The sequence below is a fragment of the Actinotalea lenta genome, from assembly GCF_030586465.1.
GTDB classification, from domain to species: domain Bacteria; phylum Actinomycetota; class Actinomycetes; order Actinomycetales; family Cellulomonadaceae; genus Actinotalea; species Actinotalea lenta.
In genome coordinates this window covers 59,932-73,075 of sequence record NZ_JAUQYP010000001.1, presented here as the reverse complement: position 1 = coordinate 73,075, position 13,144 = coordinate 59,932, and the positions used below count along the sequence as shown (strand labels likewise).

At 74.2% G+C, this 13,144-nt stretch carries 12 protein-coding genes; 8 read left to right on the top strand and 4 right to left on the bottom strand.

The features are described 5' to 3' along the window. The first annotated feature begins 37 nt into the window (after window positions 1-37). The 3 genes from Q6348_RS00320 to guaA all read left to right on the top strand — a co-directional run bounded on the left by Q6348_RS00320 (window position 38) and on the right by guaA (window position 2,444). Window positions 38-346, top strand: a complete 309-nt coding sequence (locus Q6348_RS00320) for a putative quinol monooxygenase (protein WP_304599350.1) — start codon at window positions 38-40, stop codon at window positions 344-346. A 64-nt stretch (window positions 347-410) separates the two neighbouring features. Beyond that, entirely contained in the window at window positions 411-836 is a 426-nt protein-coding gene (locus tag Q6348_RS00315; RefSeq protein ID WP_434062041.1) for a DUF3817 domain-containing protein, read from the top strand. A 9-nt stretch (window positions 837-845) separates the two neighbouring features. Continuing rightward, a complete protein-coding gene (gene guaA, locus Q6348_RS00310; protein WP_304599348.1) occupies window positions 846-2,444 on the top strand; it encodes a glutamine-hydrolyzing GMP synthase in 1,599 nt (532 codons plus the stop codon). Between the two features lie 7 nt (window positions 2,445-2,451). Here the strand turns inward: guaA and Q6348_RS00305 are convergent, their stop codons facing one another. After that, window positions 2,452-3,909 carry a GGDEF domain-containing protein gene (locus Q6348_RS00305; protein WP_304599347.1) on the bottom strand — a complete coding sequence of 486 codons (1,458 nt, stop codon included), beginning with the start codon at window positions 3,907-3,909 and terminating at the stop codon, window positions 2,452-2,454. A gap of 106 nt (window positions 3,910-4,015) precedes the next feature. Beyond that, complete coding sequence (locus Q6348_RS00300) at window positions 4,016-5,491, bottom strand: GGDEF domain-containing protein (RefSeq protein WP_304599346.1); 1,476 nt, start codon at window positions 5,489-5,491, stop codon at window positions 4,016-4,018. A 64-nt stretch (window positions 5,492-5,555) separates the two neighbouring features. Between Q6348_RS00300 and Q6348_RS00295 the strand changes: the two genes are divergently transcribed. Both Q6348_RS00295 and Q6348_RS00290 read left to right on the top strand, forming a co-directional pair. Continuing rightward, window positions 5,556-6,674 (top strand): glycosyltransferase family 4 protein, encoded by a 1,119-nt coding sequence (locus Q6348_RS00295; RefSeq protein ID WP_304599345.1) that lies wholly within the window; start codon window positions 5,556-5,558, stop codon window positions 6,672-6,674. A gap of 223 nt (window positions 6,675-6,897) precedes the next feature. Next, window positions 6,898-7,344 carry an aromatic ring-opening dioxygenase LigA gene (locus tag Q6348_RS00290; protein ID WP_304599344.1) on the top strand — a complete coding sequence of 149 codons (447 nt, stop codon included), beginning with the start codon at window positions 6,898-6,900 and terminating at the stop codon, window positions 7,342-7,344. Window positions 7,345-7,439: 95 nt separating this feature from the next. Here Q6348_RS00290 and Q6348_RS00285 read toward each other — a convergent pair whose 3' ends face one another. Then, entirely contained in the window at window positions 7,440-7,709 is a 270-nt protein-coding gene (locus Q6348_RS00285) for a hypothetical protein (protein ID WP_304599343.1), read from the bottom strand. Next, entirely contained in the window at window positions 7,706-9,343 is a 1,638-nt protein-coding gene (locus Q6348_RS00280; RefSeq protein ID WP_304599342.1) for a PspC domain-containing protein, read from the bottom strand. The genes Q6348_RS00285 and Q6348_RS00280 overlap by 4 nt, the downstream gene beginning before the upstream one ends. Before the next feature lie 147 nt (window positions 9,344-9,490). On the opposite strand from Q6348_RS00280, the gene Q6348_RS00275 reads away from it, so the two are divergent. From Q6348_RS00275 to Q6348_RS00265, 3 genes are all read left to right on the top strand, one after another. Continuing rightward, window positions 9,491-10,726, top strand: coding sequence for an ATP-binding protein (locus tag Q6348_RS00275; protein WP_304599341.1), 1,236 nt, complete (start codon window positions 9,491-9,493; stop codon window positions 10,724-10,726). After that, entirely contained in the window at window positions 10,723-11,391 is a 669-nt protein-coding gene (locus Q6348_RS00270) for a LuxR C-terminal-related transcriptional regulator (RefSeq protein WP_304599340.1), read from the top strand. Before Q6348_RS00275 ends, Q6348_RS00270 begins: the two co-directional genes overlap by 4 nt. Window positions 11,392-11,508: 117 nt before the next feature. Next, window positions 11,509-13,086: a methyl-accepting chemotaxis protein gene (locus Q6348_RS00265; RefSeq protein WP_304599339.1), complete on the top strand. Its 1,578-nt coding sequence runs from the start codon at window positions 11,509-11,511 to the stop codon at window positions 13,084-13,086. The last annotated feature ends 58 nt before the right edge of the window (window positions 13,087-13,144 follow it).

Sequence of the window (13,144 nt, the reverse complement as noted above, 5' to 3'; positions counted from 1 at the left end):
TCCGGTCCGCCCGCGGGGTCGGGGATACCCTGGCTGGATGCTGCTGGTGGTGCATGTGGACGTCGCCGTCGTGCCGGGACGGGAGGACGAGTTCCGGGCCGCGACACTGGTCAACGCCGAGGCGAGCCGCGAAGAGGCGGGGGTGCTTCGGTTCGACGTGCTCGTGGACCGGGCCGACCCGACCCACCTGGTGCTCGTCGAGGTGTACCGGGACGAGGATGCCGCGGCCGCGCACAAGCAGACCGCGCACTACGCCCTCTGGCGCGCGACCGTGGAGCCGATGATGGCCAGACCGCGCACCTCGGTGCGGTACGCGAACGTCTCGCCCGACGACGACGGGTTCTGATCCCGCCGGGACCGGCCGGGGCGCCACGTCCCTCGGCGAGAGACCGGCGCCCTCGTCGGGCAGGATGGGGGGCGCGAGCGTCGCACGGACAGGAGGAGCAGTGGCTGAGAAGGCGTGGCCGGACCGGGCCGCCGGAGCACTCACCCGATACCGCGTGATGGCCTACGTCACCGGGACGATGCTTCTCCTGCTGGTCGCGGAGATGCTGCTCAAGTACGTCGTCGGCGTCGACGAGTCGGTGGTCCGCCTGATCGGCTGGATCCCGTACGCACACGGCTGGATCTACGTGGTGTACCTCGTGACGGTCTTCGACCTGTGGTCGACCGTCCGCTGGGGCTTCGGTCGTCTGGTGACGATGGCCCTCGCCGGCGTGGTGCCCGTGATGTCCTTCGTCCTCGAGCGTCGCGTGCACACCGACGCGGCGGCGCAGATCGCCACGGGTGGCCCGGCCGGTGGGCAGACCCTCCGAGCCGCGGACGCCGCTCACTAGACTCCCCGCGTGGCAGCTGCGCAGACCCCGACCACCGATCCGGACGGCCCCGCCGGGCCGGTCCTCGTCGTCGACTTCGGGGCCCAGTACGCCCAGCTCATCGCGCGCCGGGTGCGCGAGGCGAGGGTGTACTCCGAGATCGTCCCGCACACCTGGTCCGTCGAGCAGATGCTCGCCCGGCGCCCGTCGGCGGTGATCCTCTCCGGCGGTCCGGCCAGCGTGTACGCCGAGGGGGCGCCGTCCGTCGACCGTGCCCTGTTCGAGGCCGGCGTCCCGGTACTGGGCATCTGCTACGGCTTCCAGGCCATGGCGCGGGCGCTCGGCGGCGAGGTCGCCCGCACCGGGACGCGCGAGTACGGCGGGACGCACGTCACGGTGGACGCTCCCGGCACGTTGCTGACCGGCTCCCCGGTGGAGCAGTCGGTGTGGATGAGCCACGGCGACTCGGTGCAGGGCGCACCCGAGGGCTTCCGGGTGCTGGCGACCTCAGCCGGCTCCCCGGTGGCCGCGTTCGAGGACGCCGACCGGTCCCTGTACGGCATGCAGTGGCACCCCGAGGTCAAGCACTCCTCGCTCGGGCAGCGCGCGCTGGAGAACTTCCTGTACCTGGGCGCCGGGCTGTCGCCCACCTGGACGCCGGGCAACGTGGTCGCCGACCAGGTCGAGGCGATCCGCGAGCAGGTCGGCGACGCCCGGGTGATCTGCGGCCTGTCCGGCGGGGTCGACTCCGCGGTCGCGGCTGCGCTCGTGCAGCGCGCCGTCGGCGACCAGCTGACCTGCGTGTTCGTCGACCACGGCCTGCTGCGCGCCGGGGAGGTCGAGCAGGTCGAGCGCGACTTCGTCGCCTCCACCGGTGTGCGCCTGGTCACCGTCGACGCGCGCGACCGGTTCCTCGCCGCGCTCGCGGGCCAGACCGACCCGGAGGACAAGCGCAAGACGATCGGCCGGGAGTTCATCCGGGTCTTCGAGCAGGCGGCGCGCGACGTCGTCGCCGAGTCCGGCGCGCACGGCGAGGAGGTCCGCTTCCTCGTGCAGGGCACGCTGTACCCGGACGTCGTGGAGTCCGGGGGCGGCGAGGGCGCGGCGAACATCAAGTCCCACCACAACGTCGGCGGCCTGCCCGACGACCTGCAGTTCGAGCTCGTGGAGCCGCTGCGCCGGCTGTTCAAGGACGAGGTCCGCGCGGTGGGCCTGGAGCTGGGCCTGCCCGAGGCGATCGTCTGGCGCCAGCCGTTCCCCGGCCCCGGGCTGGGCATCCGGATCATCGGCGAGGTCACGCACGAGCGCCTCGAGGTGCTGCGCGCCGCCGACGCGATCGCGCGCACCGAGCTGACGGCCGCGGGCCTCGACCGCGACATCTGGCAGTGCCCGGTGGTGCTGCTCGCCGACATCCGGTCGGTCGGTGTGCAGGGCGACGGGCGCACGTACGGCCACCCCGTGGTGCTGCGCCCGGTCAGCTCCGAGGACGCCATGACCGCCGACTGGACACGCGTGCCCTACGACGTGCTCGCCCGGATCTCCACGCGCATCACCAACGAGGTCCCCGAGGTCAACCGCGTGGTGCTGGACGTCACGAGCAAGCCGCCGGGCACCATCGAGTGGGAGTGACCCGCCGCTAGGCCGGCTTGCCGGCCACCTCCACGTCGCTCCGGTGCCCGCGCTTGACGACGTACATGGCGGCGTCGGCGGCTGACAGGGCCTGCTCGGCGCTCACCCTCTCGCCCGGGCGGACCAGGCGCGCGCCGATGCTCGCCGCTGCAGACGCCTCCGCGTCGTCCAGCACGACGGGCGCTGCCAACGCCCGGCTCAGGGTGGTGAGGGCGGCGTCCCGGGTCGCCTCCGGGCGGCCCTCCATCGCCACCACGAACTCGTCGCCTCCGAACCGGCCGACGAGGTCCGTCGAGCGCACTGCGGAGCGCAGCCGCTGCGCAACCTCCACCAGCAACCGGTCGCCCGTCGCGTGGCCGTACCCGTCGTTGACCAGCTTGAAGTCGTCCAGGTCCAGGAACAGCACCACGACGCCGGGCGAGTCCGCGGTGGCGCAACGGGCAAGGATCTCGGTCAGGTGGGCCGAGATCGCGCGCCGGTTGGGCAGGCCCGTGAGCTCGTCCACGGTGGCCAGGGTGTGCAGCCGGCGTTCGGCGGCGGCGTGCAGCGAGGCGAGGGTCGCGATCCTGCCCAGGACGAGCGGCGCCAGGACCGCGGCGGCGACGGCCAGCACGACGCTCCTGCGGCTCCCCGAGTGCAGGTCGGTCGCGGCGATCGCGACCGGTAGCACGAGCAGAGCCAGCCCGAGCATGGCCAGCCTGCCCCGCGTGAGGCGCGGCGTCCGCTGCTGCGGCGCGCTCATCAGGACCGCTCTCGGGTGGGAGAAGGCCGCAGCCAGAGCCAGGTAGGAGATCACCCAGCAGACGTCCACCCACGGGCTGTCGGCCCCGGTCGCGGGGTCGTCGGACAGGACGGCGACCAGGTGGCCCGCGAGCACCGCCAGGACGCCCACCACGAGGTGGCCGACGGGGTCGCGGCCGTTGGCGTTCGTGGTCCAGGCGCGGATCCCGACCCCGGCCATCCCCCCGACGAGCAGGATGAGCACGGCCTCGTAGGTCTGCGCCGCCAGGGAGTGGCCGGCGGCCAGCTCGACCGGCTGGATGATGACGGTCCACGCGAGGCTGGTGGCCACCACCGCGATGATCGCGTTGTCCGCGTGGCCGCCCACGTCGTCCCCGGACACCGTGATCACCGTCCCCCCGACCAGCAGCCCGAGGTAGCCCAGCACCAGGGTCGCCGCGTAGGCCATGCCGTCCGGGGCGCCGTCGTGTCGCAGCAGGGAGAGCAACGTGTGGACGTTGTGGGCCAGGAGCATCGTCATCCCGGCGATCAGCAGGGCGTGGGCGGTCCGGATCCGGGCGGCCCGGACCCGCCGCAGGGGGGACGTCGCGAGCGCGATCTCCGCGGCCGCGGTGGCCAGCGCGACCGCACCGGCGCGCGCCACGTCGTCGCCCAGCACGCACAGCGGCGTGAGCACCACGAGGGCAGCGGGCAACGCCAGCCGGACGGGCTGGCGTCGCAGCATCACGTGCCTCCGAGGTGCCTTCGAGGGCGCCTCGGCCGGGGGTGCCTCGGCGCTCGACGTCCGCATCGGCCGTCGACGCCGTGATGTGAGGAGACCGGGTCGCGGTTCACCCCGACGGGGCGTCGGCCACGTCGGCGTCGGCCACGTTCTCGGCTGCGCCGTCTGCGCCCTGCCGGGCGCGCTTGACGCGGTACATCGACGCGTCCGCGGCGCTGAGCAGGCGCTCGGCGGTGGTGCGCTCTCCCGTCCGCGCGACCGCCGAGCCGACCGACGCGTGGCTGGACGCCACGACCTCGCCGAGGTCCATCGGCTGGGCCAGGGCGCGCTCGACCGCCACCAGCCCGGCCGACCGGGCCGCGTGCGGCTCGCCCTCGAGCACGAGCACGAACTCGTCACCACCGAACCGGCCCACGGCGTCGGCGGAGCGCACCTGCGCGCTCAGCCGGCGCGCGACCTCGGCCAGGAAGCGGTCGCCGACGTGGTGCCCGTAGCGGTCGTTGACCACCTTGAAGTCGTCCAGGTCCAGGAAGAGCACGGCCAGACCCGGTGACGTCCTGCCGGCCACCCGTTCCAGGACCGTGGTCACGTGGGCCGACAGCGCGCGGCGGTTGAGCAGGCCGGTGAGGTCGTCCCGGGTCGCCAGCACCGTGAGCTGGTGCACGGCTGCCGCATGCAGCCGGGCCAGCAGGGCGATGCGCGCCACGACCAGGGGAACGAGCACCAGGGCCGCCAGGTTCACGACGGTCTCCTGTCCGTGTGCACCGCGCAGGTGCTCCAGGGTCGCCATCGCGGGGAACAGCGCCAGGGCGCCCCCGAGGAAGGTCAGCCGACGTGCCGACAGGCGTCCCGGCGTCGCCCGAGAGACCACCTGCACGCTGGCCGGCCGCGCACCGACGGCCGCGACCGCCAGGCTGGCCGTGCACCAGGTCAGGGCGACCCACCAGGGCCGCTGGTGCGGCTCGGCCCACTCGCTCAGCGCACTCGAGACCGTGCCGAGCAGGGTCGCCGACACCGCGAGCACCAGGTAGCCCAGGGCGTAGGACGAGACCATCCGCATGGTCGCCGCACGGGCGACCAGGCCGACGATCGCGCACACCAGGACCAGGACGACGGCCTGCCGGACCTGGGAACCGGTCGACGCGCCGGAGGTGTCCCGGCCCAGCGACGTGACCCAGACCAGGCCCGCGGCGGCGAGCGCCACGATCGCCGTGTCGATCGCGGCCCCGGGGTCCGAGCGCAGCATCGGGGCGGTCGCGACCAACCCTCCCGCGGCGAGCAGCGCATAGCCGAGCGCGAGGGTCGCGCCGTACCAGAGCCCCCGGTACGGCCCCCCGCTCGCGGTGTACGCCGCGAGCGAGACGGCGTTGTGCACGACGAGGAGGACGAACCCGCCGAGCAGCAGGGACCAGGCGTCCGAGTGCAGGGACCTGCCCGTCCGGCGCTGCGCGGTGAAGGTCGCCACCGGCACGATGCTCGCGATCAGCACAGCCAGGCCCTGACCGACGGCCCCGCCGAGTGCGCACACCAGGGCCAGGGCGGTGACGCCCGCCCCGACACCGACGTGCACCACGCGTGGGTCCACGCAGCCCTCCTCCGCCGCTCGACGGGAGAATCGGCATCCCTGCGGGCGGGATTAGCCTGGGGCGGTGCGCATCGTCCACGTCTCCGACTGCTACGCCCCGCGCACGGGCGGCATCGAGACCCAGGTCCGGGACCTGGCCAGGGCGCAGGTCCGCGCCGGGCACGACGTGCACGTCCTGACGGCGACCCTCGGGCCGGCCGGTGAACGCGGCGGGGCCGTCACCGACGACGAGGGGGTGACCGTGCACCGGTTGGGTGCCCGGCTCCCGTTCGACCTGCCGGTCAACCCGGCGGCCGTGCCCGAGATGCGCCGCCTGCTCACCGCTCACGCGCCGGACGTCGTGCACGTGCACGCCGGCGTGGTCTCCCCGTTCGCGTACGACGGGGCACGGGTGGCGCTGGACGCCGGGGTGCCGACCGCCATCACCTGGCACTGCATGCTGGACGGTGCGGTGCCGGCACTGCGTGCGCTCGCGGCGCGGACGCGCTGGCGGCGCGCCCCGGTGGCGCTGTCCGCCGTGAGCGCCGCTGCCGCCGAGCGGGTGGCCCAGGTGTTCGGGTCCGAGGTCCACGTGATCCCGAACGGGATGGACGTGGCGAGGTGGGCCCCGGATGCCGAGCCGGGGTCCGGCCCGCTGCGCGCGGTGGCGACGATGCGGCTCGCCCCGCGCAAGCGTGGGCCCGCCCTCGTCGCGGTGCTCGAGGACGTCATGACCCAGCTCGAGCCCGGGTCGCTCGTGGTGGACGTGTTCGGCGACGGCCCGGTGCGGGAACGCATGGCGCGTTCGGTGCACCGCCGCGGTCTGGACGGCGTCGTCACCCTGCGCGGCGGGGTTCCCCGAGAGACGCTCCGGGACGCCTACCGGGGTGCGCACGTGTTCCTCGCGCCGGCCGTGCTCGAGGCGTTCGGGATCGCCGCCCTCGAGGCGCGGTCCGCAGGCCTCGTCGTGGTGGCCCACCGGGGGACCGGGGTGGCGGAGTTCGTCACCGACGGCCAGGACGGGCTGCTGGTGGACGACGATGCCGGGATGGCGCGCGCCCTGGTCCGGCTGGTGCGCGACCCCGGCCTGCTGGCCCGGCTGCAGGGCGCGGCGCGTGCGTCCCGGCCGCCCTTCACCTGGGACCTGGTCCTGGACCGGGCACTGGTCGAGTACGCGCGCGCCAGGACCTTGGTCGACCGCTGAGGAGTCGTTGCCCCGGGATGTCGCGGTCGTCCTGGCCGGCGACCCGCCGGTCTCACCCCTCGGAAGAAAGTCGTCCCATGACCTGGGTCTGATGTCCCGGGTCCAATGTCCCCCGGACATTGGACCTACAAATCGACCTTCGCGATCCGCGATTCTCTTGGCAGACGCCGTGACAAGCGGCTCTCGGGCCCGAAGCCCGAACGTATGGGAAGGGATCACTCACATGTTCAACGCCAAGGGCGTCAAGATCGCCGGGATCGTGGCCATGGTCGCCGGCCTGCTCATGATCATCGCCGGTGGGGTCACCTGGGGCCTGGTGTCCAGCCAGCTGAAGGAGGAGCACATCACGGTGTCCGCCGACGCTCCCGCCTTCGGGAACAAGGAGGTCAACGGCCCGCTGGACGCGTACTACCAGGCCGAGGCGATCAAGCACCACGTGCTGAAGGCCACCGGTGGCAAGACCTACGCGCAGCTCGACCGCGAGGACCCGAAGCGGGCCACCGCGATGAACGGTGACTTCCTGCGTGCCTCGCTGTTCACCTCGGTCGTCGCCTTCGGTGTCGCCGCGTTCGCCATGGGCATGGGCGTGCTGACCATCCTGTTCGGCTGGGCGATCACCGCCCTGGCCGGCACCCGGGTCGCCGCGACCGCCACGGCCGCGACGGTCTGACCCACAGTCGACAGACTGCCAGGACGAAGGGCGGCCTCCCCGATCGGGGAGGCCGCCCTTGTCGTCGTCGGCCGGGCCCTCCTCCCGGCCGACCGTCAGCTCGCCCGGCGCCTCGCGCCCAGCAACGAGCCGACCAGCACCGCGAGGCCCGCGCCCGCGACCAGCAGGATCACGGCCAGCTGGACGTCGAACACCAACCCGTTGCCGATCGCCAGCAGGCCCAGGGCCACGGCGATGACCACCAGGCCCCACACGACCGTGCCGACCCGGATGCCGCGGTTCTCGGCCGGGCCCCGCGGGGTCGTCATCGGGGCCGTCGTCGTGGCCGGGCGCTCCTCGGGGCGCTCGGCAGGCTGCTCGCTCATCGGTTCTCCTCCTCGAAGGTCACGTCGCCCAGCCCGGTCCGCACGTCCAGCGCGAGCTCGACGTGCCGGCCGGCCGCTGCCGCGCTGGTCTCCAGCTCGTGGGTGTTGCCCCCGGCGCCCGAGCGGCTGGAGCCGTCGACCCAGGTCACGTTCCCGGCCCCCATCTCCACGTGCGCCGTCACGGCTGCGTGCGCGGGCAGGATCACCACGAGGTTCCCGGCCCCCATCCGGATCGGCACGTCCACGGTCGTCGTCGAGCTGAGCGGGACCTGGGTGAGGTCGACCGTCGCCTGGCCGGCCCCGAGCCGGAAACCGCCCTCTGCCGCGCTGACCGTGGTCGGGGTGTGCGTCACCTGACCGACCTGGACGTCGCCCACCCAGTGCAGGTCGCCGTCCCACCGGGCCGTGCCCGCGAGCGGCACCGCCACCAGCAGCCCGATGATCGCCAGGGCGGTCACGCCGCCGGCGCGTCGGCCACGTACGCCGCTGATCACGATCGCCACGCCGAGCAGCACCAGCCCCACGGTGAGCGTGGTCAGCGCCACCGGACCGTCGAAGGCCCCGATCCGCTCGGCGTACAGCAGGCCCGCGAGCGTGAGCAGGGTCACCGCGCCGACGACGCCCAGGACGGCGCCGCCGGGCCCGCGCTCGCGGGTGCGGGTGACGGGCCACCCGCCGCCGGACGGCTGTGGGCCGGGCGTGCCCCAGCCGGGTCCGCCGGGCGTGCCCGGGCCCCCGGGCCAGCCGGGTCCCGCGGGTGCCGGTGCACCAGAGCTCTGAGCACTCCAACCCTGGCTGCTCCACACGGGGGGCGGGGGTGTGCCGGGGGTCGTCGGCGCGGTCGGCTCGGCCTCCTGGGCCGGGAGCTCGTCCGCCGGACCGGGGTCCGCGGGGACGTTCTCGGTGACCGCCCCGCGGTCACCGGCGAAGGGCTCGCTGGTGGTGCTCATCGGTTCTCCTGTCGGGTGGGCCGCGGGCGCGCCTGCGCTCCACGGGGTCTGCTGCCAGCCGGCCGGGCCGGGCGGGGTCTGCTGCCCGCGCGGCTGCTGCCAGCCGGCCGGGCCGGGCGGGGTCTGCTGCCCGTGCGGCTGCTGCCAGCCGGCCGGGCCGGGCGGGGTCTGCTGCCAGGCAGGCGGAGGGGGTTGCCAGCGCGGTGCGTTCCGGCGTCCGCGGGACGCGGTCACGATGACCACGACGACCAGCCCGAGGAGGGCGAGCCACGTCAGACCGCGCCACCAACCGGCGAACCCCTGGGCGAACCACGGCAGCCACATCTCGGGGACGGACAGCCCCGCGAGGATCGCGGCGCCCGCGCCCAGCACGGCCACGTCGACGTCGCCGCGCAGCATCTGCTGGGCGTGGATGCGCCCGTCGGACTCCTCCGGGAGCAGCAGCCAGGCGATGCCGTAGAGCACCAGGCCGAGCCCGCCCAGCAGCACCGAGGCGGCCAGGACGCCGCGGACGACGAGCGGGTCGACGTCCAGCCGTCGCGCCACACCGCCCGCGACGCCGCCGATCCACCGCTCGGTCGAGCGTCGGATCCCGACGCCGCGGATCGAGTCGAAGAAGGCGTCCATGCCCCGCCGGGGAGCCTGCGGCGGCGGGGGAGGCGGGTCGTACGGCATCTGCGTCATGACCGCCATGCTCGTCCGCCGTCCTGCCGCGCACATCAGGGCCCATCCCTGAGCCGACCCTGAACTCGGGCCCCGCACCCCTGAACCTTGCCCGGATCCACCCCCTGAGCCCGCCTGCGACGCCCGCGTACGTGTGACGATGCTCCCGTGGAGACCAGGGCCCGGCTGCCGTTGCGACGGCCCGAGCGCGGCCGGGTGCTCGGCGGCGTCGCCGCCGGGCTCGCCGCGCACCTCGGGCTGCCCGTGGCGACCGTGCGTGTGGCGCTCGTGCTCCTCGTCGCGCTCGGGGGGGCGGGCGTCGTGCTCTACGTGTTCTGGTGGGTCACCGTGCCGTCGGGCGACCCGCTCGCAGCGGCGGAGGAGCTGCGGCCGGCCGCGTCGGTGCGACTGGCCCCTCGGCTGCGCGAGCCGGGCAGGCGGCTGCCCGTCGCGGAGATCGCCCTCGGCGTCCTGCTGCTCACCGCGGCCGGGGTGCTCGTGGCGATCCGAAACGGGGTGGACGTCGGTGGCTCGTGGGTGCTGCCCGCGCTCATCCTGCTGGGTGGCACCGCGCTGGGCTGGAGCCAGCTCGACGGCGTGCACCGCGAGCCGGGGACGTGGGGCGGGGGGACGCCGGTCAGCGTGCTGCGCCTGCTGGGCGGTACGGCGCTCGCCACCTCGGGCGTGTTCCTGCTGGTCGGGCGGGAGGCGCCGATGGAGGACCTGGTGCGCTCGGGCCTGGCCGCGCTCGCGGTGCTCATGGGCGCGGCGCTGGTGCTCGCCCCGTGGTGGCTGCGCCTGGTCCGCGAGCTCTCCGACGAGCGCCTGGCCCGCGCCCGCGCCTCGGAGCGCGCGGACATCGCCGCGCACCTGCACGACTCCGTACTGCAGACGCTTGCGCTGATCCGGTCCAGGGCGTCGGACTCCGAGGAGGTCGCACGCCTGGCCCGAGCCCAGGAGCGCGAGCTGCGCACATGGCTGTACGACGACCGGGTCACGCCGGGCACGTCGGTCGCGGCGGACCTGCGTGCGGTGGTCGCCGAGGTGGAGGACCAGCACGGGGTGCCCGTCGAGGTGGTCGTGGTGGGCGACCGCGTCCCGTGCGAGCGCACCGCGGGCCTGCTCCGTGCCACCCGCGAGGCGCTCACGAACGCGGTGCGGCACGGGCGTCCGCCGGTGTCGGTGTACCTGGAGATCGGCCCGGACACCGTGGAGGTGTTCGTCAAGGACCGCGGCGACGGGTTCGACCCGGATGCGGTCCCCGAGGACCGGTTCGGCGTGCGAGAGTCGATCGTCGGCCGGATGCGCCGGCTGGGCGGGAGCGCGAGGGTGCGCTCGCGCAGCGAGGGGACCGAGGTGGCCCTGCGGCTGCCCGTGGAGGCACAGGAAGGAAGCGGGCGATGAGCGAGCCGGCCGGCCGGCGTCCGATCGACGTGGTGCTGGTGGACGACCACCTGATGTTCCGGACCGGGGTCAAGGCCTCGCTCGACGACGGTGTGGCGGTGATCGGCGAGGCCGACTCCGTGGACGCGGCCGTCGCAGTCGTGCACGAGCTGCGACCGCCGGTCGTGCTCCTCGACGTCCACCTGCCCGGTGGGGATGGTGGCGGCGGCGCCGAGGTGCTGCGGCGGTGCGCGGACCTGGCCGGCGAGGTCCGGTTCCTCGCCCTGTCGGTCTCGGACGCCGCTGAGGACGTGGTGGCGGTGATCCGAGCCGGCGCGCGCGGCTACGTGACCAAGGCGATCAGCGGTGCGGACCTGTCCGACGCGGTGCGCCGGGTCGCGGGAGGGGACGCCGTGTTCTCCCCGCGGCTCGCCGGGTTCGTGCTCGACGCCTTCGGGGCGACGGCCGACGTCGCCACGGGGGACGACGAGCTGGACCGGCTGTCCGCGCGCGAGCGCGAGGTCATGCGGCTCATCGCGCGCGGCTACTCCTACCGCGAGGTCGCCTCGGAGCTGTTCATCTCCATCAAGACCGTGGAGACGCACGTCAGTGCGGTGCTGCGCAAGCTCCAGCTCTCGTCCCGCCACGAGCTGACCCGGTGGGCGGCGGCCCGGCGGCTGCTCTGATCGTCCGATGAGGTGACGTTGGTCCCAGGACGTGCTCGAACGCTCACGGGGTAGGCACCCCGGTCGATGGGCAGGGCGCAAGCGGTCCTGTCCGGCTCCCCCCGCTGAGGTGTCACCATGCGCAAGCCGACCATGTCCATCCGCATGAAGCTCGCAGGTTCCGTGGTGCTGGCCGCGGTCGCGATGGTTGCCCTCACCGGCATCGCCGTCGTGCAGGGCGAGCACCGCATCATGGCCGAGCGCCGCGAGGCGACGCGCGCCGTGGTGGAGTCCGCCCTCGGCGTGGTCAGCCACTACGGCGACCTCGCCCAGGCCGGCACGCTCACGCAGGACGTGGCGAAGGAGCGCGCCGCCCAGGCGGTGGCGTCGCTGCGTTACGACGGCCAGGAGTACTTCTGGATCAACGACATGACGCCGACCATGATCGTGCACCCCATCAAGCCCGAGCTGGACGGCACGGACCTCTCGACGATCACCGACGCGAACGGCGTCCCGCTGTTCATGACGATGGTCGACGTCGTCAAGGCGGACGGAGCCGGGTTCGTCGACTACCTGTGGCCCAAGCCGGGGTCGGACACGGCGCAGCCCAAGGTCTCCTACGTCGCCGGCTACCAGCCGTGGGGCTGGATCGTCGGGTCCGGTGTCTACGTGGACGACGTGCGTGGTGCCGCGTGGGCCGATGCGCGCAGCATCATGCTGGCCGCAGGGGCCCTGGTGGTCCTGCTGGCGGTCGCTGGCTTCTTCACCGCCCGCTCGGTGGTCCGCCCGGTCGAGAAGGTGACGCGGGCGCTGCGGGAGGGCGACCCGTCCGCGCGACTGGACACGGGGTCGGGTCGCACCGAGCTCGAGCGGCTGGCGGGCGCTCTCAACGAAGCGCTCGACCGCAACGCGGTCGTGGCCCGAGAGGTCGGCGGGATGTCCGTGGAGCTGCTGGGCGCCGCGGAGCGTCTCGCACGCACCAGCGAGCAGATCGGCGAGGTCGCCGGGGTCTCGGCCGCGCGCACCGCCCAGGCCGGCGACGCCGCGCGCGAGGTCTCCTCGGGCATCGACTCCGTGGCTGCCGGGACGCAGCAGATGGGAGCCTCGATCGGCGAGATCTCCCGCAACGCCTCCGAGGTCGCCGCGATCGCCGAGCAGGCGGTCGCCGCCGCGCAGCGCACGACGCACAGCGTCGAGGCGTTGGGGGAGTCCAGCGCCCAGATCGGCACCGTCGTGACCGCGATCACCCAGATCGCCGAGCAGACCAACCTGCTGGCGTTGAACGCCACGATCGAGGCTGCGCGGGCCGGGGAGGCCGGCAAGGGCTTCGCGGTGGTGGCGGGGGAGGTCAAGGAGCTCGCGCAGCAGACGGCCAAGGCCACGGGGGATGTCGTCGGCCAGGTCCAGGCGATCCAGGACGCGGTCGCGCGGGCCACCCAGGAGATCTCCGGGATCGCGGAGATCGTCGGCCGGATCAGCGACTACCAGACCACCGTGGCCGGTGCGGTCGAGGAGCAGACGGCCACCACGGAGGCGATGGCGCACACGGTCGCGGACGTCGCCACGAGCGGTCGCTCCGTGGCGGAGACGCTCACCGAGGTCGACGACGCCACCGCCCGCACTGTCGAGCAGATCGCGGCCGTCCGCGCGGCGGCGGAGGAGCTCGAGACCACGGCTCGCCGCCTGGAGTCCACCGCCACGACCCTCACGAGCTGACCAGCCCAGGGCGAGCGCGCAGAACGTGCTCGCCCTGGGGCGGTGATCATGAACGCCC

Bases quoted from the DNA above. Each gene is read 5' to 3' on its own strand.
- Q6348_RS00315 (WP_434062041.1), top strand. From the start codon at position 411: ATGGGGGGCGCGAGCGTCGCACGGACAGGAGGAGCAGTGGCTGAGAAG.
- Q6348_RS00280 (WP_304599342.1), bottom strand. From the start codon at position 9,343: ATGACGCAGATGCCGTACGACCCGCCTCCCCCGCCGCCGCAGGCTCCC.
- Q6348_RS00290 (WP_304599344.1), top strand. From the start codon at position 6,898: ATGTTCAACGCCAAGGGCGTCAAGATCGCCGGGATCGTGGCCATGGTC.
- Q6348_RS00305 (WP_304599347.1), bottom strand. From the start codon at position 3,909: ATGCTGCGACGCCAGCCCGTCCGGCTGGCGTTGCCCGCTGCCCTCGTG.
- Q6348_RS00270 (WP_304599340.1), top strand. From the start codon at position 10,723: ATGAGCGAGCCGGCCGGCCGGCGTCCGATCGACGTGGTGCTGGTGGAC.
- Q6348_RS00320 (WP_304599350.1), top strand. From the start codon at position 38: ATGCTGCTGGTGGTGCATGTGGACGTCGCCGTCGTGCCGGGACGGGAG.
- Q6348_RS00265 (WP_304599339.1), top strand. From the start codon at position 11,509: ATGCGCAAGCCGACCATGTCCATCCGCATGAAGCTCGCAGGTTCCGTG.
- Q6348_RS00285 (WP_304599343.1), bottom strand. From the start codon at position 7,709: ATGAGCGAGCAGCCTGCCGAGCGCCCCGAGGAGCGCCCGGCCACGACG.